The 18,883-nt window shown below is 49.9% G+C and carries 23 protein-coding genes and 1 other annotated feature; of the genes, 13 read left to right on the top strand and 10 right to left on the bottom strand.

Features of this window, described 5'->3' with window-relative positions:
• Positions 1 to 86: 86 nt before the first annotated feature.
• From raiA to pheA, 3 genes are all read left to right on the top strand, one after another.
• A complete protein-coding gene (gene raiA / locus GUC46_RS06045; protein ID WP_003031244.1) occupies positions 87 to 425 on the top strand; it encodes a ribosome-associated translation inhibitor RaiA in 339 nt (112 codons plus the stop codon).
• Between the two features lie 102 nt (positions 426 to 527).
• Positions 528 to 653, top strand: a sequence feature (Phe leader region).
• Positions 529 to 576, top strand: a complete 48-nt coding sequence (pheL, locus tag GUC46_RS06040) for a pheA operon leader peptide PheL (protein ID WP_100250063.1) — start codon at positions 529 to 531, stop codon at positions 574 to 576. (Overlaps the previous feature by 48 nt.)
• 22 nt (positions 654 to 675) lie before the next feature.
• Positions 676 to 1,836 carry a bifunctional chorismate mutase/prephenate dehydratase gene (pheA, locus tag GUC46_RS06035; RefSeq protein ID WP_088903151.1) on the top strand — a complete coding sequence of 387 codons (1,161 nt, stop codon included), beginning with the start codon at positions 676 to 678 and terminating at the stop codon, positions 1,834 to 1,836.
• A gap of 96 nt (positions 1,837 to 1,932) precedes the next feature.
• Here the strand turns inward: pheA and tyrA are convergent, their stop codons facing one another.
• Both tyrA and aroF read right to left on the bottom strand, forming a co-directional pair.
• Positions 1,933 to 3,054 (bottom strand): bifunctional chorismate mutase/prephenate dehydrogenase, encoded by a 1,122-nt coding sequence (gene tyrA / locus GUC46_RS06030; protein WP_048217253.1) that lies wholly within the window; start codon positions 3,052 to 3,054, stop codon positions 1,933 to 1,935.
• A gap of 10 nt (positions 3,055 to 3,064) precedes the next feature.
• Complete coding sequence (aroF, locus tag GUC46_RS06025) at positions 3,065 to 4,135, bottom strand: 3-deoxy-7-phosphoheptulonate synthase AroF (protein WP_003031241.1); 1,071 nt, start codon at positions 4,133 to 4,135, stop codon at positions 3,065 to 3,067.
• A gap of 214 nt (positions 4,136 to 4,349) precedes the next feature.
• Between aroF and GUC46_RS06020 the strand changes: the two genes are divergently transcribed.
• The 4 genes from GUC46_RS06020 (at position 4,350) to GUC46_RS06005 (ending at position 7,115) form a co-directional block, all read left to right on the top strand.
• Positions 4,350 to 4,724 (top strand): DUF2799 domain-containing protein, encoded by a 375-nt coding sequence (locus GUC46_RS06020; RefSeq protein WP_088903150.1) that lies wholly within the window; start codon positions 4,350 to 4,352, stop codon positions 4,722 to 4,724.
• A gap of 158 nt (positions 4,725 to 4,882) precedes the next feature.
• The gene (locus GUC46_RS06015) at positions 4,883 to 5,401 is read left to right on the top strand and encodes a YfiR family protein (protein WP_048217251.1); all 519 of its coding nucleotides are present in this window, start codon (positions 4,883 to 4,885) and stop codon (positions 5,399 to 5,401) included.
• Positions 5,394 to 6,620: a diguanylate cyclase DgcN gene (gene dgcN, locus GUC46_RS06010; protein ID WP_003839838.1), complete on the top strand. Its 1,227-nt coding sequence runs from the start codon at positions 5,394 to 5,396 to the stop codon at positions 6,618 to 6,620. The genes GUC46_RS06015 and dgcN overlap by 8 nt, the downstream gene beginning before the upstream one ends.
• Positions 6,621 to 6,632: 12 nt before the next feature.
• Positions 6,633 to 7,115: an OmpA family protein gene (locus tag GUC46_RS06005; protein ID WP_003839836.1), complete on the top strand. Its 483-nt coding sequence runs from the start codon at positions 6,633 to 6,635 to the stop codon at positions 7,113 to 7,115.
• Between the two features lie 131 nt (positions 7,116 to 7,246).
• Here the strand turns inward: GUC46_RS06005 and rplS are convergent, their stop codons facing one another.
• The 5 genes from rplS to ffh all read right to left on the bottom strand — a co-directional run bounded on the left by rplS (position 7,247) and on the right by ffh (position 10,872).
• Positions 7,247 to 7,594, bottom strand: a complete 348-nt coding sequence (rplS, locus tag GUC46_RS06000) for a 50S ribosomal protein L19 (RefSeq protein WP_002914145.1) — start codon at positions 7,592 to 7,594, stop codon at positions 7,247 to 7,249.
• Positions 7,595 to 7,633: 39 nt separating this feature from the next.
• On the bottom strand, positions 7,634 to 8,401 hold the full coding sequence (gene trmD, locus GUC46_RS05995; protein ID WP_003031232.1) for a tRNA (guanosine(37)-N1)-methyltransferase TrmD: 768 nt from the start codon (positions 8,399 to 8,401) through the stop codon (positions 7,634 to 7,636).
• 44 nt (positions 8,402 to 8,445) lie between these two features.
• Positions 8,446 to 8,994: a ribosome maturation factor RimM gene (rimM, locus tag GUC46_RS05990; RefSeq protein ID WP_003031230.1), complete on the bottom strand. Its 549-nt coding sequence runs from the start codon at positions 8,992 to 8,994 to the stop codon at positions 8,446 to 8,448.
• 18 nt (positions 8,995 to 9,012) lie between these two features.
• Positions 9,013 to 9,261 carry a 30S ribosomal protein S16 gene (gene rpsP / locus GUC46_RS05985; protein WP_003031228.1) on the bottom strand — a complete coding sequence of 83 codons (249 nt, stop codon included), beginning with the start codon at positions 9,259 to 9,261 and terminating at the stop codon, positions 9,013 to 9,015.
• Positions 9,262 to 9,510: 249 nt separating this feature from the next.
• Positions 9,511 to 10,872 (bottom strand): signal recognition particle protein, encoded by a 1,362-nt coding sequence (ffh, locus tag GUC46_RS05980; protein WP_003031226.1) that lies wholly within the window; start codon positions 10,870 to 10,872, stop codon positions 9,511 to 9,513.
• A 165-nt stretch (positions 10,873 to 11,037) separates the two neighbouring features.
• Here ffh and GUC46_RS05975 point away from each other — a divergent pair, with 165 nt between their 5' ends.
• Together GUC46_RS05975 and GUC46_RS05970 are read left to right on the top strand one after the other, a co-directional pair.
• A complete protein-coding gene (locus GUC46_RS05975) occupies positions 11,038 to 11,829 on the top strand; it encodes an inner membrane protein YpjD (protein ID WP_003031224.1) in 792 nt (263 codons plus the stop codon).
• An 18-nt stretch (positions 11,830 to 11,847) separates the two neighbouring features.
• A complete protein-coding gene (locus GUC46_RS05970; RefSeq protein ID WP_008324538.1) occupies positions 11,848 to 13,137 on the top strand; it encodes an HlyC/CorC family transporter in 1,290 nt (429 codons plus the stop codon).
• 49 nt (positions 13,138 to 13,186) lie between these two features.
• Here the strand turns inward: GUC46_RS05970 and grpE are convergent, their stop codons facing one another.
• Entirely contained in the window at positions 13,187 to 13,780 is a 594-nt protein-coding gene (gene grpE / locus GUC46_RS05965; RefSeq protein WP_003031221.1) for a nucleotide exchange factor GrpE, read from the bottom strand.
• Positions 13,781 to 13,902: 122 nt separating this feature from the next.
• Here grpE and nadK point away from each other — a divergent pair, with 122 nt between their 5' ends.
• The 3 genes from nadK (at position 13,903) to bamE (ending at position 17,022) form a co-directional block, all read left to right on the top strand.
• Positions 13,903 to 14,781, top strand: a complete 879-nt coding sequence (nadK, locus tag GUC46_RS05960; protein WP_003031220.1) for an NAD(+) kinase — start codon at positions 13,903 to 13,905, stop codon at positions 14,779 to 14,781.
• An 85-nt stretch (positions 14,782 to 14,866) separates the two neighbouring features.
• Positions 14,867 to 16,528, top strand: a complete 1,662-nt coding sequence (gene recN / locus GUC46_RS05955) for a DNA repair protein RecN (RefSeq protein WP_032937967.1) — start codon at positions 14,867 to 14,869, stop codon at positions 16,526 to 16,528.
• Positions 16,529 to 16,677: 149 nt separating this feature from the next.
• A complete protein-coding gene (gene bamE / locus GUC46_RS05950) occupies positions 16,678 to 17,022 on the top strand; it encodes an outer membrane protein assembly factor BamE (RefSeq protein ID WP_003826401.1) in 345 nt (114 codons plus the stop codon).
• A 50-nt stretch (positions 17,023 to 17,072) separates the two neighbouring features.
• Here bamE and GUC46_RS05945 read toward each other — a convergent pair whose 3' ends face one another.
• Both GUC46_RS05945 and ratA read right to left on the bottom strand, forming a co-directional pair.
• The gene (locus tag GUC46_RS05945; RefSeq protein ID WP_057102097.1) at positions 17,073 to 17,369 is read right to left on the bottom strand and encodes an RnfH family protein; all 297 of its coding nucleotides are present in this window, start codon (positions 17,367 to 17,369) and stop codon (positions 17,073 to 17,075) included.
• Entirely contained in the window at positions 17,353 to 17,796 is a 444-nt protein-coding gene (gene ratA, locus GUC46_RS05940) for a type II toxin-antitoxin system toxin RatA (RefSeq protein ID WP_003031213.1), read from the bottom strand. The genes GUC46_RS05945 and ratA overlap by 17 nt, the downstream gene beginning before the upstream one ends.
• A 154-nt stretch (positions 17,797 to 17,950) precedes the next feature.
• Here ratA and smpB point away from each other — a divergent pair, with 154 nt between their 5' ends.
• Positions 17,951 to 18,433 carry an SsrA-binding protein SmpB gene (smpB, locus tag GUC46_RS05935; protein WP_003031211.1) on the top strand — a complete coding sequence of 161 codons (483 nt, stop codon included), beginning with the start codon at positions 17,951 to 17,953 and terminating at the stop codon, positions 18,431 to 18,433.
• The last annotated feature ends 450 nt before the right edge of the window (positions 18,434 to 18,883 follow it).

Here is an 18,883-nt window from a genome sequence, read left to right as displayed (position 1 = left end):
AAAAAAATGTGATTTACATCACGCATTTTGACATTGGGAACGGTATGCTGGAATCACCAAGACGGGAAAGACAAGAGGTAAAATTTATGACAATGAACATTACCAGTAAACAAATGGAAATTACTCCGGCAATTCGCCAGCATGTCGCAGACCGTCTCGCCAAACTTGAAAAATGGCAAACTCATCTGATTAATCCACATATCATTCTGTCTAAGGAGCCACAGGGTTTCATTGCTGATGCCACCATCAATACACCGAACGGACATCTGGTCGCCAGCGCAAAACACGAGGATATGTACACCGCAATTAACGATTTGATCAACAAGCTGGAACGGCAGCTCAATAAAGTGCAGCACAAAGGCGAAGCCCGTCGTGCAACAACTTCAGTCAAAGACGCCAACTTCGTCGAAGCAGAAGAAGAGTAGTCCCTTACATTGAGTGTATCGCCAACGCGCCTTCGGGCGCGTTTTTTGTTGACAGGGTGAAAACAGTACGGGTACTTTACTGACGTAGCCAAAGGAAAATTACATGAAACTTGTTCCGTTCTTCTTCGCATTCTTTTTTACCTTCCCCTGAATGGGAGGCGTTTCGTCGTGTGATAAAGAATGCGAAGACGAACAATAAGGCCTCCCACAACGGGGGGCCTTTTTTATTGATAACAAGAAAGGCAACACTATGACATCGGAAAACCCATTGCTGGCGCTGCGCGATAAGATCAGCACGCTGGATGAAAAATTACTGGCCCTGCTGGCTGAGCGACGTGGACTGGCCGTAGAAGTTGGTAAAGCCAAACTGCTTTCACATCGTCCGGTACGAGATATCGACCGTGAACGTGACCTGTTGGACCGTCTGATTCAGTTGGGCAAAGCACATCATCTCGATGCTCACTACATTACCCGCCTGTTCCAGCTCATAATCGAAGACTCCGTCCTGACTCAACAGGCTCTGCTCCAGCAGCACCTGAACAAAATTAACCCACATTCCGCGCGCGTAGCCTTCCTGGGGCCAAAAGGATCATATTCCCATTTGGCAGCACGTCAGTACGCCGCCCGCCATTTTGAACAATTTATTGAAAGCGGCTGCGCAAAATTTGCCGATATCTTTAATCAGGTCGAAACCGGACAGGCTGACTATGCTGTGGTTCCGATTGAAAACACCAGCTCCGGTGGGATTAACGACGTTTACGACCTGCTGCAGCACACCAGCCTGTCTATTGTTGGCGAGATGACCATTACGATAGACCACTGTGTACTGGTGTCCGGCACTACGGATCTTGAGACCATTGAAACGGTATACAGCCATCCGCAGCCGTTCCAGCAGTGCAGCAAGTTCCTGAATCGCTACCCGCACTGGAAGATTGAGTACACTGAAAGCACCTCTGCGGCAATGGAAAAAGTTGCGCAGGCTAACTCACCGCATGTGGCGGCCCTGGGGAGCGAAGCCGGAGGCGTACTGTATGGTTTGCAGGTTCTCGAGCATATTGAGGCTAACCAGTCGCAAAACATCACCCGCTTCATGGTGCTGGCACGTAAAGCAATCAATGTATCCGACCAGGTTCCGGCAAAAACCACGTTGCTGATGGCAACAGGACAACAGGCCGGTGCTCTGGTAGAAGCATTGCTGGTGCTGCGTAACCATAATCTGATTATGACTAAACTGGAGTCACGCCCGATTCACGGCAATCCGTGGGAAGAGATGTTTTATCTTGATATCCAGGCCAACCTGGAATCGCCCCAAATGCAAAAAGCATTGAAAGAGCTGGGTGAGATTACACGTTCGATGAAAGTACTGGGATGCTATCCGAGTGAGAACGTGGTGCCGGTCGATCCGAGCTAACGTTTGACAATGCCGGATGGCACTACGCTTATCCGGCCTACAATTCATGCGATTTTTGTAGGCCGGATAAGGCGAAGCCGCCATCCTGCGTCTTAATTAAGGACGGCTGTCATTCGCCTGGCGTAACAAAGTACGGCTTTCACTCTGGAAGCGTTTCGCATAATCACCAAACCAATGCTCCACCTTACGGAAACTGTCGATAAACGCTTGCTTATCGCCCTGCTCCAGTAAACCGATCGCCTCACCAAAACGTTGGTAGTAGCGTTTGATCAGCGCAAGGTTGCTCTCAGACGACATAATAATATCGGCATAGAGCTGCGGATCCTGGGCAAACAGACGGCCAACCATCGCCAGTTCAAGACGGTAAATCGGCGAAGAGAGCGCCAGCAACTGCTCCAGTTGAACATTCTCTTCCGCTAAATGCAGACCGTAAGCAAAGGTCGCAAAGTGACGCAATGCCTGAATAAACGCCATGTTCTGATCGTGTTCAACGGCGCTGATCCGATGTAGTCGTGCACCCCATACCTGAATCTGTTCCAGAAACCACTGATAGGCTTCCGGCTGACGTCCATCACACCAGACGACGACCTGCTTTGCCAGGCTGCCGCTGTCCGGACCAAACATTGGGTGTAACCCCACCACCGGACCATCATGTGCAGCCAGCATCGCCTGCAAAGGACCATTTTTCACTGAAGCCAGATCCACCAGGATGCAGTCAGACGGCAGACGCGGTAGTTTGGCGATCACCTGCTCGGTGACGTGGATCGGCACACTGACGATCACCATCCCAGCATCAGAGACGATCTCCGGCGCGCGATCCCAATCCTGCTGTTCCAGGATCCGCACCTGGTAACCTGACAGGGTGAGCATTTTTTCAAACATACGCCCCATCTGACCGCCGCCGCCGACGATCACCACCGGCCGCAGAGAAGGACAAAGCGTTTTAAACCCTTTGTCGTTCTCACTGGAATAGGACTCACGCATAACGCGGCGTAGCACATCTTCAATCAGGTCCGGCGGCACGCCAAGGGCTTCCGCTTCCGCCCGGCGAGAGGCAAGCATAGAGGCTTCCCGTTCCGGCACGTAAATCGGCAACCCAAAACGGCTTTTTACTTCACCAACTTCGGCAACCAGCTCCAGGCGGCGTGCCAGTAAATCCAGCAGCGCCTTGTCGACTTCATCAATTTGATCGCGTAATGCGGTCAATTCAGCAACCATAACCAACCTCTTATGCTACACGCGCCGACAGCTGACCGTTTAAATCTTGACTAATTTCACGCAGCAGCGCATCCGTCATTTCCCAGCTAATGCAGGCATCGGTTACGGACACGCCGTATTTCATTTCGCTGCGCGGCTGTTCAGAAGACTGGTTGCCTTCGTGAATATTACTTTCAATCATCAAACCAATGATCGAGCGATTGCCATCTTTGATTTGTGCAATTACGGATTCAGCCACGGCAGGCTGACGGCGGTAATCTTTATTGGAATTACCATGACTGCAATCTACCATCAGAGAAGGTCGTAGTCCCGCCTGCTCCATCTCTTTTTCGCACTGGGCGACATCTGCCGGGCTGTAGTTCGGCGCTTTACCCCCGCGCAGGATCACGTGGCCGTCCGGATTCCCTTGTGTTTGCAACAGTGCAACCTGCCCGGCCTGGTTAATACCGACAAATCGGTGCGACTGCGCAGCCGCTCGCATGGCGTTAATAGCGGTCGCCAGGCTACCGTCGGTACCATTCTTAAAGCCAACCGGCATCGAAAGACCAGAAGCCATTTCGCGGTGTGTCTGCGATTCCGTGGTACGGGCTCCGATTGCGGACCAGCTAAACAGATCGCCCAGGTATTGCGGGCTATTTGGATCCAGCGCTTCAGTTGCCAGCGGCAGTCCCATATTTACCAGTTCAAGCAGCAGCTGACGCGCAATTTTCAGACCTGCTTCAACATCAAAAGAGCCATCCATATGAGGATCGTTAATTAACCCTTTCCAGCCGACGGTGGTACGGGGTTTTTCAAAATAGACGCGCATCACCAGGTAGAGGCTATCGCTGACCTCTGCGGCAAGGGCTTTAAATCGACGAGCATACTCAATAGCCATTTCAGGATCGTGAATGGAGCATGGGCCACATACGACCAGCAGGCGCGGATCGCGACCGGAGATAATATCTGAGATGGTTTTACGCGACTGGGCGATTTGCGCCTCTTGCTCCTGGCTCAGCGGAAATTCAGCTTTCAGCTGCTCCGGGGTCATCAGAACCTGTTCGTCGGTAATATGTACGTTGTTCAGCGCGTCTTTTTGCATGATGGTGATCCTGTTTAGCTCGTTTGCGATAGTTGATCCTCAGCGAGGAGGAAATAACGATACCACAACAGGTAAAGATTTCAATCCACAATCCGTAAATTTTAATTTACACGGCGTTATTTTAAGGCAAAAACAGCCCTTATAAATGTACACTTATATTTACATCACGAATTTTAAGATCCGCTATGCTTAAAAAAACAAGGGAGCACAGGCAATGAAGCAACTCATCAGCATCTTATTTCTATTCCTTCTTAGCGGATGTCAGATAGATCCCTATACCCATGCCCCCACCTGGACTGGTACCGACTGGTATAACGCCGGGATACAAGATGCCATTTCGGGCTATGCCGTTAAAGATAATGAAACTCTTGCCGACAACTTCAATGATCCCGAAGTCGATCGTACGAAATATCTTAAGGGTTACGCCGAAGGGCAACGCAAAATCTGCCAGCAAGATTTTGTTTACGCCAGAGGCCTGGCCGGGAAAACCTTTCCTGCAAGTTGTGATACGGTCGAAAATATTGACCAGTTACACGATGCCTGGAAAAAAGGAGCAAACGAAGGTGCTGCCTCAATAAGATTAAACTAAACAATGGCTTAAATTTTATAGCAAACTAGGATTTAACTTAAATCATCATCAGCTTTACCCCTGGAATAATGACGACTTAGGAAAATAATGTTATTTTGTCCTAAACAATCTTGAATGTATTTCGACGCTTTACGGCAAACGCTGGTAGGTAACTATTCATGAGCTATTCTTACCGACTCATACTTCTACTGGCACTGTTCCTGACCGGGTTACCACTGTACGCCCAAAGCGTTACAGAAGAAGCAAAATCTGTACGTGCTATGGTTTCCGGCATCGTCAGTTATACACGCTGGCCTGCACTTTCCGGGCCACCCAAACTGTGTATTTTCTCTTCATCGCGTTTTTCCAGTGTTCTGGAAGATACCAGTACTGGGGCATTACCCTATCTTCCCGTCATCATTCGTTCGGAACAAGAAATATTAGTTTCGCAATGTGACGGTTTTTATTTTGGAAAAGAATCACCTACTTATCAGGTGGAATTAAAGAATAAATATCCGACTAAGGCATTGCTATTAATTGCAGAACAAAATCCCGAATGCGTTATTGGCAGCGCCTTTTGCCTCATAATTAAAGATGAAGATGTGAGATTTTCCGTAAATATGGATTCCCTTTCACGCAGCGGCGTAAGGGTCAGTCCTGACGTATTGATGCTTGCACGGAATAATAAGCATGGATAAGGGCCATTCTCCTGTAACACGCCCGACGTTTAAACGGACATTACGGCGTATCAGCATAATCAGTGTCCTGGTGACGATGACGTTGATCTGGCTGCTGCTCAGCATTTCTTCCGTGCTGGCCTTAAGACAGTATGCGCAAAAGAATCTGGATCTGACTGCCGCGACCATGACCCGCACGCTTGAAGCTGCATTAGTCTTTTCTGATAGTGTTGCAGCAACTGAAACACTGGCGGCACTGGGCCAGCAAGGGCAATTTTCCGTTGCGGAAGTTCGTAATAAACACCAGAAGGTGATCGCCACCTGGCGCTATAACGCGCAAGACACCACGGAGAAGATCAGCGGACTGATCAGCCACTGGCTATTCCCACAACCGGTCACTCAGCCTATTTTGCATAATGGCAACGTCATCGGCGAAGTACGATTGACTGCACGCGATAGCGTTATCAGCCGTTTCATCTATTTGTCGCTGGCCGTTCTTACCGGGTGCATTTTGTTGGCATCAGGCATAGCATTAATGCTCACCCGCTATTTACACAATGGCGTCGTGGAAGCCCTGCAAAATATAACCGAGGTGGTACATGATGTACGTACCAACCGTAACTTTTCGCGACGCGTTTCCGAGGAACGCATTGAAGAGTTTCATCTTTTTGCCCAGGACTTTAATAGTCTGCTGGACGAGATGGAGGAGTGGCAACTTCGGCTGCAGGCAAAGAACGCTCAACTTTTGCGTACCGCGCTACATGATCCTCTGACAGGCCTGGCAAATCGCGCCGCTTTTCGTAGCAGTATTAACGCGCTGATGAATGACGATGCCGCCCACAGCAGCTCCGCTTTGTTATTCCTTGATGGTGATAATTTTAAATTTATCAATGATACCTGGGGCCACGCTGCGGGGGATCGGGTTCTGATTGAAGTCGCTAAAAGGCTGTCCGAGTTTGGTGGTAATCGACATTCGCCATACAGACTTGGCGGCGACGAGTTCGCGATGGTGCTGTATAGCGTTCATTCTGAATATGAGGTTCAGCGGATCTGCGCGGCACTGTCACAAGAGTTTGACCGACCTTTTGACCTGCATAATGGTCATTTAGCAAGCATGACACTCAGCATCGGTTTTGCGCTGACGTGGGAACATGCCTCTGCCGAGAAATTACAAGAACTTGCCGATCAAAATATGTATCAGGCCAAAAATTTGCGTTCTGAACGCACTATTATTAAATAAGGAATTACACACATGCTAAAACGTTTATTATCCCCGTTTCTTCTGCTTTTACTGATTCTGGCAGGCTGTCAGGCACCTCAGGGAAAATTTACCCCAGAGCAAATTGCAGCCATGAAATCATACGGATTTACTGAAGCATCAGGAGACTGGTCTCTGGGCCTGTCTGATAACATCCTGTTTGATAAAAATGACTATAAACTCCGTCCTGAAAGTGAAAAACAGATCAAGGAAATGGCATCCAAACTGGCAGCTACCGGGCTAAATCATGCTCGCCTGGACGGTCATACTGATAACTACGGTGAAGACAGCTATAACGAAGCTCTATCACTCAAACGCGCGAATGTGGTTGCCGATGCCTGGGCACAGGGTGCCAACATTCCCCGCACCAACCTGACGACTCAGGGACTCGGGAAGAAATATCCCATTGCCAGCAACCAGACATCAAAAGGTCGTGCTGAAAATCGTCGCGTTGCAGTCGTGATCACGACGCCATAATCATCCCCCAACTGGCTGCGCGCCGCGCAGTCATTCCATTGCCATAAAGAACAACAGAGCAAACGTCGGGATAAAAAAAGGGCCAGCCTTTCGGCCAGCCCTTTTCTAACAGGATGTCGCTTGCGCGAATCTTAGTTAAGACGCTCTTTGATACGAGCAGACTTACCAGTGCGCTCACGCAGGTAGTACAGTTTAGCTTTACGAACAGCACCACGACGTTTAACAGCAATGCTGTCAACTACCGGAGAGTGAGTCTGGAAGACACGCTCAACGCCTTCGCCGTTGGAAATTTTACGAACAGTGAATGCAGAGTGCAGACCGCGGTTACGAATAGCGATAACCACGCCCTCGAATGCCTGCAGACGTTTTTTGGAACCTTCAACAACCCATACTTTCACTTCCACGGTATCACCCGGACGGAAGGAAGGTACGTCCTGCTTCATCTGTTCTTGTTCAAGTTGCTTAATAATGTTGCTCATAATTTAATCTCTTATCCTGGGTAAACTGATATTGGGGGCTTACGCCTGCCCATCATGTTTATGTTGCTGTTGTGCGTGTTCCTTTTTGAACTCCGCCAGCAACCTTGCTTGCTCTTCAGTCAGAGCCAGGTTTTCCAGAAGTTCAGGTCTTCTAAGCCAGGTCCGGCCCAGCGACTGTTTCAAACGCCAGCGACGTATCTCAGCGTGGTTTCCTGACAGTAACACTGCCGGTACTTCCATCTGCTCTAACACTTCAGGTCGGGTATAGTGCGGGCAATCCAGCAATCCATCAGCAAACGAATCTTCGATTGCTGAAGCTTCATGACCCAGAACTCCCGGAATAAACCGGGAAACGGAGTCGATCAGCGTCATTGCAGGTAACTCACCACCGCTGAGTACGTAATCGCCGATTGACCATTCTTCGTCAATTTCGGTTTGAATCACGCGCTCATCTATTCCTTCATAGCGACCACATACCAGAATCAGCTTTTGATTCGTGGCCAGTTCGCTAACGCCCGCTTGATCAAGCTTGCGTCCCTGAGGTGACAGATAAATCACCTTTGCGCCTTCACCAGCCGCAGCTTTTGCTGCATGAATGGCGTCCCGTAAAGGTTGCACCATCATTAACATCCCCGGTCCGCCGCCGTACGGACGATCGTCCACGGTACGGTGCCGGTCATGAGTAAAGTCACGAGGACTCCAACTCTGGATGTTCAGCAGGCCATTTTTTACTGCCCGGCCAGTTACCCCGTAATCGGTAATTGCGCGGAACATTTCTGGAAACAGGCTAACGATACCTATAAACACAAGCCAATCCCCATAACGCCGACTTTTACCGTTTATCCGGTGGTTTAAAAACCAGGATCCCAATCTACTTCGATAGTACGAGTAGCGAGATCGACTTTCTTGATAACCTGCCCATCGAGGAACGGCACAAGACGTTCCTTGATACCAAACGCATCTTTCAGGTTTGCCTTGATGACGATGACGTCATTCGAACCGGTTTCCATCATATCGACGACTTTACCGAGATCGTAGCCTTCAGTGGTCACTACCTGGCAGCCCATAAGGTCTTTCCAGTAGTAGGAACCATCTTCCAGCGCTGGCAACTGCGAGGAATCCACGACAATTTCGCAATTAGTCAGTAGATTCGCCGAATCACGATCGTCAACGCCTTTCAGCTTGATGATCAGATCCTGATTGTGGTGCTTCCAGCTTTCCAGCTGTACTTGCTGCCACTGACCCGCCTTCTGGATAAACCAGGGCTGATAGTCAAAAATGCTTTCGGCGTCTTCAGTGGAAGAAAACACTCTGAGCCAACCACGGATACCGTAAGAAGACCCCATTTTCCCCAAAACGATGGGTTCTACAGGAGCCTGTGCGGCGAGTTGCTTGCTCATCATGACCACCGTGACAGATTAAGCTGCTTTGTTTGCTGCTTTGATCAGCGTAGCTACGCGATCAGAAATAGTCGCGCCCTGGCCAACCCAGTGAGCGATGCGATCCAGATCCAGGCGAGTGCCTTCTTCTTTTTCGCTAGCGATTGGGTTAAAGAAGCCAACGCGCTCGATGAAGCGACCGTTGCGTGCATTACGGCTGTCGGTAACAACAACCTGGTAGAACGGACGCTTTTTAGCGCCGTGACGAGCTAAACGAATAGTAACCATAACATCCTCTTGTGTGAATAAAACACCCAGGCCCCATCGAGGAACGAAGCCCGGGTGTCATATTAAAAGCCCGAAAATTTTACTGATTTCTGGGGAAAATGCAATCAGCAGTTGATAACTCTGCTATAAAAGGCCGTCGGCGGTGCCGTCAGTTCGGTGCCGGTGTGTGCGCAGCCACCGGAGCGTACACGCAGTACGTGAGGATGGCGAGCACACCCCGGTGCCGAAATGGCAAACAAGCCAGGCCGATTAGCGGCCAGGGAAGCCGGGCGGCATCATCCCCTTCATACCACGCATCATCTTCGCCATACCGCCCTTCTTCATTTTCTTCATCATGCGCTGCATGTCGTCGAACTGTTTCAGAAGGCGGTTTACGTCCTGTACCTGCATACCGCAACCGGCAGCGATACGGCGTTTACGGGAACCTTTGATAATTTCCGGCTTAGCGCGTTCTTTCATCGTCATCGAATTGATGATGGCTTCCATACGCACCAGAACTTTATCGTCCATCTGCGATTTCACATTGTCAGGGATCTGACCCATGCCCGGCAGCTTGCCCATCAGGCTTGCCATACCGCCCATGTTTTTCATCTGATTAAGCTGTTCAAGGAAATCGTTGAGATCGAAGCCATCGCCTTTTTTCAGCTTGCTGGCTAATTTTTCTGCCTGCGCGCGGTCAACCTTGCTTTCGATATCTTCGATCAGCGACAGCACGTCGCCCATGCCGAGAATACGCGAAGCAATCCTGTCCGGGTGGAACGGCTCCAGCGCTTCGGTTTTCTCGCCGACGCCGAGGAATTTAATTGGCTTACCGGTAATATGACGAATAGAAAGCGCCGCACCGCCACGAGCATCACCATCAACTTTTGTCAGTACTACGCCGGTTAACGGTAGCGCTTCGTTAAAGGCTTTTGCGGTATTCGCGGCATCCTGACCGGTCATGGCGTCGACCACAAACAGCGTTTCTACCGGTTTGATAGAAGCGTGGACCTGTTTGATTTCGTCCATCATCGCTTCGTCAACGTGCAGACGACCGGCGGTATCCACCAGCAGCACGTCATAGAATTTGAGTTTGGCTTCTTTCAGCGCGGCGTTAACGATATCGACCGGCTTCTGGCCAACATCCGACGGGAAGAAGTCCACGCCGACCTGCTCGGCCAGAGTCTCCAACTGTTTGATCGCCGCCGGGCGATAAACGTCCGCGGAGACCACCAGCACTTTTTTCTTGTGCTTCTCGCGCAGGAATTTACCCAGCTTACCGACGCTGGTCGTTTTACCCGCACCCTGCAGGCCCGCCATAAGCACCACGGCTGGCGGCTGTGCAGCCAGATTCAGGGTCTGGTTTTCTTCGCCCATTGCCGCAACCAGTTCGTTACGGACAATCTTGACGAATTCCTGACCCGGCGTCAGGCTTTTGTTAACTTCATGACCAACCGCTTTCTCTTTTACGCGATTGATAAACTCACGCACTACCGGCAGCGCTACGTCAGCCTCCAGCAGCGCCATGCGCACTTCGCGCAGCGTCTCTTTAACGTTGTCTTCAGTAAGGCGTCCACGGCCACTGATATTGCGCAGCGTGCGCGACAAACGATCGGTTAAATTATCAAACATTGTCTCTCGCCTGGGGTGGAAACGGTCGGTCGCGACAGCGACACATCAACAGAAATTTGTCGCAGTATAACATGAAGCCGCCTTTGTTGTTATGCAACGGTTGGAGCAGCGGTCACGTAACGCTATACTGCTTTTCTTTATCACTGGCCAATTGTCGACACCTATATGCCCGTTTTTGCTCTGCTTGCTCTTGTCGCCTACTCAGTCAGCCTCGCGCTGATTATTCCCGCTCTGCTGCAAAAAAACAGCGGCTGGCGGCGTATGGCTATTCTCTCTGCGGTTGTCGCGCTGGTAAGCCATGCTATCGCCCTGGAAGCGCGTATTCTGCCCGGCGGTGAAAGCGGACAAAACCTGAGTCTGTTGAACGTCGGCTCTCTGGTGAGCCTGATGATCTGTACGGTAATGACCATTGTCGCTTCCCGCAATCGAGGCTGGCTATTGCTGCCCATTGTCTACGCCTTTGCGCTGATAAACCTGGCCTTCGCCACGTTTATGCCTAACGAGTTCATCACCCATCTCGAAGCTACGCCGGGCATGATGATCCATATCGGGCTTTCGCTTTTCGCTTACGCCACGCTGATTATCGCCGCACTCTATGCGCTACAGCTTGCATGGATTGACTACCAACTGAAAAACAAAAAACTGGCTTTCAGCAATGAGATGCCGCCGTTGATGAGTATTGAGCGGAAAATGTTTCATATCACCCAAATTGGCGTGGTTCTGCTGACACTCACCCTGTGCACAGGCCTGTTTTACATGCATAACCTGTTCAGTACCGAGAACATTGATAAAGCCGTTCTCTCTATCGTGGCATGGTTTGTCTATATCGTTCTGTTGTGGGGGCATTACCATGAAGGTTGGCGCGGACGTCGCGTCGTATGGTTTAACGTCGCAGGCGCAGGCATTCTGACACTGGCCTATTTCGGCAGTCGTATCCTGCAGCAGTTCGTGAGTTAAATCTTTAAGGAATCCTACGTGGAACACATCTCCACCACCACGCTCATTGTCACGCTCCTCATCATGGTGGTCATTTCCGCCTATTTTTCCGGTTCTGAAACCGGAATGATGACCCTGAATCGCTATCGTCTACGTCATCGGGCCAAGCAGGGAAATCGACAGGCAAAACGCGTTGAAAAATTACTTCGCAAGCCGGATCGCCTGATAAGCCTGGTGCTCATCGGCAATAATCTGGTGAATATTCTGGCCTCCGCGCTCGGTACTATTGTCGGTATGCGCCTGTATGGCGATGCGGGCGTCGCCATTGCCACTGGGGTACTGACGTTTGTGGTATTGGTTTTTGCCGAAGTACTGCCAAAGACGATTGCCGCACTATATCCGGAAAAAGTCGCCTATCCGAGCAGTGTCCTGCTGGCTCCCCTGCAGATTCTGATGATGCCGTTGGTATGGTTACTCAACACCATCACGCGGCTGCTGATGCGCATGATGGGCATCAAAACGGATATCGTAGTGAGCGGTTCGCTGAGTAAAGATGAACTGCGAACGCTGGTGAATGAATCGCGCTCGCAAATCTCACGCCGTAACCAGGATATGCTGCTGTCAGTGCTGGATCTGGAAAAAGTCAGCGTCGATGACATCATGATCCCGCGTAATGAAATTATCGGCATTGATATTAACGATGACTGGAAATCAATCGTGCGTCAGCTTTCGCACTCTCCGCACGGTCGTATTGTGCTGTATCGTGACTCGCTGGACGACGCTATCAGTATGCTACGCGTACGTGAAGCCTGGCGATTGATGGCCGAGAAAAAAGAGTTCACCAAAGAGACCATGTTACGCGCCGCCGACGAAATTTATTACGTTCCGGAAGGCACGCCACTCAGCACCCAGCTCATTAAATTTCAGCGTAATAAGAAGAAAGTGGGCCTGGTCGTCAATGAATATGGTGATATTCAGGGACTGGTTACGGTCGAGGATATCCTGGAAGAGATTGTTGGTGACTTCACGACCTCAATGTCACCGACGCTTGCCGAAGAAGTCACACCGCAGAATGACGGTTCGGTGATCATTGACGGTAGCGCCAACGTTCGTGAAATCAATAAGGCGTTTAACTGGCACCTGCCGGAGGATGATGCACGTACCGTGAACGGTATTATTCTTGAAGCGCTGGAAGAAATCCCGGTTGCCGGCACACGTGTGCGTATTGGGCAGTACGATATCGATATTCTCGACGTGCAGGACAATATGATTAAACAGGTGCAGGTGTTGCCCGTCAAACCGCTGCGGGAAAGCGTATCGGACCAGTGAGATTAATCCAGACCGGGTAGCGCATCAGCATTACCCGGTCTGAGGCTGATTAGCCTTTAGCTTTCGCCACAGAGACCATCGCCGCACGGATGGTACGTCCGTTCAGGGTATAGCCTTTCTGCATAACCATCAGCACATTACCGGCAGCAACGTCGTCAGACTCTACCATGGCAATCGCCTGATGCACGTTCGGGTCCATCGGCACGTCGATATCCGCAACCACTTGTACGCCAAACTTCGCCACAACATCCAGCATTGACTTACGGGTCAGCTCAATACCTTCAACCATAGCCGCCATCGCGTCATTATCTTTGTCCGCAACTTCCAGCGCACGGTCCAGGCTATCCAGCACCGGCAGCAGCTCGTTGACGAATTTTTCCAGTGCAAACTTATGCGCTTTTTCTACGTCCAGTTCGGTACGACGACGCAGGTTTTCCATTTCCGCTTTGATACGCAACACGCTGTCGCGCTCGCGAGTTTCGGCTTCAGCAAGCTGAGCTTCCAGATTCGCAATTTTTTCATCGCGCGGATCCACCTGCTCAGCAGAAGCGTCTGATTCAACCGCCTCAACTTCTTCGTGCTGATCCATGATAATTTCTTCCGGGGCTTGCCCCTCAGGCGTTTTCTGTTCTTTACTACTCATGAATTTCTCCGCGTTTTTTTCGCATTCATCTCGCTAACCTGGATTATTATGGGGATAAGATTCAGGGTTTCAAGGGAAGTACTCACATTGTCACTAATCTTCGTTACAAGGACCTCGAGAAAATGAACAAACATTTCAAGTGTATTGGCATTGTGGGGCATCCACGTCACCCCACTGCACTGACCACACATGAAATGCTCTACCGTTGGCTGTGCGCCAAAGGTTATGAGGTAATCGTTGAGCAACAAATCGCCCACGAGCTGCAGCTGAAAAATGTGAAAACCGGTACGCTCGCAGAGATTGGCCAGCAGGCAGACCTCGCCGTGGTTGTCGGTGGCGACGGCAATATGCTGGGTGCCGCACGCACCCTGGCACGTTATGACATCAAGGTTATTGGCATTAACCGCGGCAACCTAGGTTTCCTGACCGACCTTGACCCAGACAATGCGCAACAACAGTTAGCTGACGTGCTGGAAGGCCACTACATCAGCGAAAAGCGCTTTTTACTCGAAGCCCAGGTGTGCCAACTGGACTGCCAGAAGCGTATTAGCACTGCGATCAATGAAGTTGTGTTGCACCCCGGAAAAGTGGCGCATATGATTGAATTTGAAGTCTATATCGATGAAATTTTTGCCTTCTCCCAGCGTTCAGACGGCTTAATTATTTCCACACCGACCGGCTCTACTGCCTACTCACTCTCTGCCGGAGGTCCGATCCTGACGCCTTCTTTAGATGCTATTACGCTGGTGCCGATGTTCCCGCATACGCTCTCCGCACGACCGCTGGTGATCAACAGTAGCAGCACCATTCGCCTGCGCTTCTCTCATCGCCGTAACGATCTGGAAATCAGCTGTGACAGCCAGATCGCCCTGCCTATACAGGAAGGTGAAGACGTATTAATTCGCCGCTGTGATTATCATCTGAACCTGATACACCCAAAAGATTACAGCTATTTCAACACATTAAGCACTAAGTTAGGCTGGTCAAAAAAATTATTCTAATTTAACGTCAACCTCTTTACTGTATAAAAAACCAGTTTATACTGTATGTAATTACAGTTATGGTTTTTCATACAGGAAAACAGCTATGTTGGCACAACTGACCATCAGCAATTTTGCTATCGTTCGTGAACTTGAGATCGATTTCCAGAACGGAATGACCGTTATTACCGGTGAAACCGGTGCGGGTAAGTCCATTGCCATTGATGCTCTCGGTTTGTGCCTGGGCGGACGCGCAGATGCCGACATGGTACGTGCAGGCGCCACGCGAGCCGACCTCTGCGCCCGCTTCACCTTAAAAGACACCCCCGCGGCCCTGCGCTGGCTGGAAGAAAACCAGCTTGAGGAAGGCCGTGAGTGTTTGCTACGTCGCGTTATCAGCAGCGACGGACGTTCACGTGGCTTCATTAACGGCACTGCCGTACCGCTGTCACAGCTGCGCGAGTTGGGCCAGTTGCTTATTCAAATCCACGGTCAGCATGCGCATCAGCTCCTGACAAAATCAGAACACCAAAAATCCCTGCTTGATGGCTACGCCAATGAAGCGTCCCTGACTCAGGAAATGGCTGTGCGCTACCAACTGTGGCACCAAAGCTGCCGTGACCTGGCACATCATCAACAACAGAGTCAGGAACGCGCAGCCCGGGCAGAGCTATTGCAATACCAGTTAAAAGAACTGAACGAATTCAACCCGCAGCCAGGTGAATTTGAGCAAATTGATGAAGAGTACAAGCGTCTGGCTAACAGCGGGCAATTGCTCACCACCAGCCAACAGGCACTGGCTATCATGGCAGACGGCGAAGACGTTAATCTGCAAAGCCAGCTGTACACGGCAAAACAGTTGGTTAGTGAACTGGCAGGAATGGACGGTAAGCTCTCCGGTATTCTGGACATGCTGGAAGAGGCTACTATCCAGCTCAGCGAAGCCAGCGACGAACTGCGCCACTATTGCGATCGTCTGGATTTAGACCCTAACCGTTTGTTCGAACTTGAGCAGCGTATTTCCAAACAAATCTCATTGGCGCGAAAGCATCATGTTGCCCCTGAAGCGCTGCCACAGTTCTATCAGTCATTGCTGGATGAACAACAGCAGTTAGACGATCAGGCCGACTCTCTCGAAACCTTAACCCTGGCGGTGAACAATCACCACCAGCAGGCACTGGAAACGGCAAAAATGCTGCACCAACAGCGCCAGCATTATGCTCAGGAGCTGGGACAACTTATTACAGAGAGCATGCATACTCTCTCAATGCCGCACGGTGTCTTTTGCATTGATGTGAAATTTGAGGAACATCATTTGAGCTCAGACGGTGCCGATCGCGTAGAGTTTAAAGTGACCACTAACCCAGGCCAGCCGTTACAGCCGATTGCGAAAGTCGCTTCCGGTGGGGAACTGTCGCGCATTGCGCTGGCTATTCAGGTTATTACCGCACGTAAAATGGAAACACCGGCGCTGATTTTCGATGAAGTGGATGTCGGTATCAGCGGCCCGACTGCTGCGGTGGTGGGAAAAATGCTGCGTCAGTTGGGCGAGTCAACCCAGGTAATGTGTGTTACTCACCTGCCGCAGGTTGCTGGCTGCGGTCATCAACATTTCTATGTCAGCAAAGAAACTGACGGCGCGATGACCGAAACACACATGCAGCCACTTGATAAACGCGCTCGTCTGCAGGAATTAGCCCGCTTACTCGGAGGTAGCGAAGTAACGCGCAATACCCTCGCAAATGCAAAAGAACTGCTGGCGGCATAAACTTTTTTACCTTGTTAAGGTCTGAGTTCAACATAAAATCGCCGACCGACCCGACAGCAAAAGGTTTTAAAGTGGTGAAAGGTCTATTATCATCGGCATATTACATATGAGCCGCGTACTGCTCGGGCCCGAAAAGGAATCAAATCACTATGCGCTGTAAAACGCTGACTGCTGCTGCAGCAGTACTACTGATGTTGACTGCAGGCTGTTCCACTCTGGAGCGAGTGGTTTACCGCCCTGACATCAACCAGGGAAATTATCTGACACCTACCGATGTCGCCAAAGTGCGCACGGGTATGACGCAACAGCAGGTTGCTTATGCTCTGGGTACACCAATGATGTCCGATCCTTTTGGCACTAACACCTGGTTTTATGTGTTCCGTCAGCAACCTGGTCATGAAGGCGTAACCCAGCAAACACTGACGCTGACTTTTAACAGCAGCGGCGTTTTGACGAACATTGATAACAAACCTGCGTTGACCGACAACAAGTAGGATTAACAGATCAAAAAAAGGTGCTCAATGAGCACCTTTTTTATTGTCTGCTATTTTTTTGCGGATTTCTCTGCTCGCTGTCTGCGCAGCTCTTTCGGATCAGCAATCAGTGGCCGGTATATTTCCACCCGATCGCCGTCATGCAGAACATCAGCAAGCTTAACCGGACGGCTGTATATCCCGACTTTATTTTTGCTGAGATCGATATCGGTACGTAATTCCAGCAGCCCGGAAGCACGGATTGCCTCTTCCACCGTAGCACCCTGTTGCAGCGTTACATGCTGTAGATACTGTTTCTCAGGCAGCGCATACGCCACTTCAACGACAATTTTAGCCGACGCTGACACTGTAAACCTCTTTCGCGCGAACCGTGAAGGCCTGCACCATGTTTGAAGCCAGCTCTTTAAAGATACGACCAAACGCCAGCTCGATTAACTTATTGGTAAACTCAAAATCGAGATGAAATTCAATACGACATGCTTCATGACTCAGTGGCGTAAACTTCCATCCGCCAATGAGTTTCTTGAACGGGCCGTCGACCAGATGCATCAGGATGCTCTGGTTACTGGTCAATTGATTGCGCGTGGTGAACGTTTTGCTAATCCCTGCTTTCGAGACATCCACAGCCGCGGTCATCTGTCCCGGAGTTGACTCCAGCACACGGCTACCGGTGCAACCCGGTAAAAACTGGGGATAGGATTTAACATCATTCACTAGCTGATACATCTGTTCCGCACTGTAAGGTACTAAAGCGGTCCGGCTAATCTGAGGCATAACAATTTCCATCAATATCAATCACACAAATAATACCATTTATCCCCCGCTAAAAAAAACGCTATAGCCTAACTCGTGCTAAGATAGCGCCTTGCGCCCCGCTGGATGAAATGGGGTGTTTTTCGATTCCAGATTACCTATACTGAGCGGCATTATGACGAAGAAAAAAGCACACAAACCTGGCTCAGCCACAATCGCGCTTAACAAGCGCGCACGACACGAATACTTTATTGAAGAAGAGTTCGAAGCAGGACTCGCTCTGCAAGGTTGGGAAGTCAAATCTCTACGCGCAGGTAAAGCTAACATCGGCGATAGCTATGTCATCCTTAAAGACGGCGAAGCGTTCCTGTTTGGCGCCAACTTCACGCCAATGGCTGTTGCCTCAACGCATGTGGTATGTGATCCCACCCGTACCCGTAAGCTGTTGTTAAACCAGCGTGAACTCGACTCCCTGTATGGTCGTATGAATCGTGACGGTTATACCGTCGTTGCGCTTTCACTGTACTGGAAAAATGCCTGGTGCAAAGTGAAAATTGGCGTCGCAAAAGGTAAGAAACAGCACGACAAGCGCTCCGATGTGAAAGAACGCGAATGGCAGTTAGATAAAGCGCGTATTATGAAAAATGCTGGTCGCTAAACGCTACTCCTCTGTGACCAGTCTCTCCCCCTGAGACTGGTTCTTATTTTTTAGTTATTGAAACCCACCCAATACATTCATCAAATTTATGGTTTATTTGTGCTGAATCGTTCAGGTATGAAATAAACTGCCATGGCATTACCGTAGCGACCCATAGTCTAATAAAATAAAACTTCAAGACCATATCGCCTATATTTAGGCTTATTTTATAACACTATTATTACTGTTGTTTATTATATTCCCCTCATTTCAATTTAAATAAAAACATTAAAATACAATGAGTTAACCAAAAACAAATCATTAAATACGCACCGGAAAGTATCCTTTTCAATTAGCCAAATATATTTTTAATATGGATAAGTTGCAGAATACTTTCTTTCTGACTATATCATCTAATACGAAAGAACTATTCTGTCGGCAGGTCCCGAACGTATTTACTAAGTAAACGAG

Source organism: Citrobacter sp. LUTT5, assembly GCF_009905315.1.
GTDB classification, from domain to species: domain Bacteria; phylum Pseudomonadota; class Gammaproteobacteria; order Enterobacterales; family Enterobacteriaceae; genus Citrobacter; species Citrobacter freundii.
This window is presented reverse-complemented; position numbering and strand designations above follow the sequence as displayed.

What these genes read in the sequence shown, in the direction of transcription:
- raiA (WP_003031244.1), top strand. Translation starts at nt 87, where the DNA reads ATGACAATGAACATTACCAGTAAACAAATGGAAATTACTCCGGCAATT.
- pheA (WP_088903151.1), top strand. Translation starts at nt 676, where the DNA reads ATGACATCGGAAAACCCATTGCTGGCGCTGCGCGATAAGATCAGCACG.
- tyrA (WP_048217253.1), bottom strand. Translation starts at nt 3,054, where the DNA reads ATGGTTGCTGAATTGACCGCATTACGCGATCAAATTGATGAAGTCGAC.
- aroF (WP_003031241.1), bottom strand. Translation starts at nt 4,135, where the DNA reads ATGCAAAAAGACGCGCTGAACAACGTACATATTACCGACGAACAGGTT.
- GUC46_RS06020 (WP_088903150.1), top strand. Translation starts at nt 4,350, where the DNA reads ATGAAGCAACTCATCAGCATCTTATTTCTATTCCTTCTTAGCGGATGT.
- GUC46_RS06015 (WP_048217251.1), top strand. Translation starts at nt 4,883, where the DNA reads ATGAGCTATTCTTACCGACTCATACTTCTACTGGCACTGTTCCTGACC.
- dgcN (WP_003839838.1), top strand. Translation starts at nt 5,394, where the DNA reads ATGGATAAGGGCCATTCTCCTGTAACACGCCCGACGTTTAAACGGACA.
- GUC46_RS06005 (WP_003839836.1), top strand. Translation starts at nt 6,633, where the DNA reads ATGCTAAAACGTTTATTATCCCCGTTTCTTCTGCTTTTACTGATTCTG.
- rplS (WP_002914145.1), bottom strand. Translation starts at nt 7,594, where the DNA reads ATGAGCAACATTATTAAGCAACTTGAACAAGAACAGATGAAGCAGGAC.
- rimM (WP_003031230.1), bottom strand. Translation starts at nt 8,994, where the DNA reads ATGAGCAAGCAACTCGCCGCACAGGCTCCTGTAGAACCCATCGTTTTG.
- rpsP (WP_003031228.1), bottom strand. Translation starts at nt 9,261, where the DNA reads ATGGTTACTATTCGTTTAGCTCGTCACGGCGCTAAAAAGCGTCCGTTC.
- ffh (WP_003031226.1), bottom strand. Translation starts at nt 10,872, where the DNA reads ATGTTTGATAATTTAACCGATCGTTTGTCGCGCACGCTGCGCAATATC.
- GUC46_RS05975 (WP_003031224.1), top strand. Translation starts at nt 11,038, where the DNA reads ATGCCCGTTTTTGCTCTGCTTGCTCTTGTCGCCTACTCAGTCAGCCTC.
- grpE (WP_003031221.1), bottom strand. Translation starts at nt 13,780, where the DNA reads ATGAGTAGTAAAGAACAGAAAACGCCTGAGGGGCAAGCCCCGGAAGAA.
- nadK (WP_003031220.1), top strand. Translation starts at nt 13,903, where the DNA reads ATGAACAAACATTTCAAGTGTATTGGCATTGTGGGGCATCCACGTCAC.
- recN (WP_032937967.1), top strand. Translation starts at nt 14,867, where the DNA reads ATGTTGGCACAACTGACCATCAGCAATTTTGCTATCGTTCGTGAACTT.
- bamE (WP_003826401.1), top strand. Translation starts at nt 16,678, where the DNA reads ATGCGCTGTAAAACGCTGACTGCTGCTGCAGCAGTACTACTGATGTTG.
- ratA (WP_003031213.1), bottom strand. Translation starts at nt 17,796, where the DNA reads ATGCCTCAGATTAGCCGGACCGCTTTAGTACCTTACAGTGCGGAACAG.
- smpB (WP_003031211.1), top strand. Translation starts at nt 17,951, where the DNA reads ATGACGAAGAAAAAAGCACACAAACCTGGCTCAGCCACAATCGCGCTT.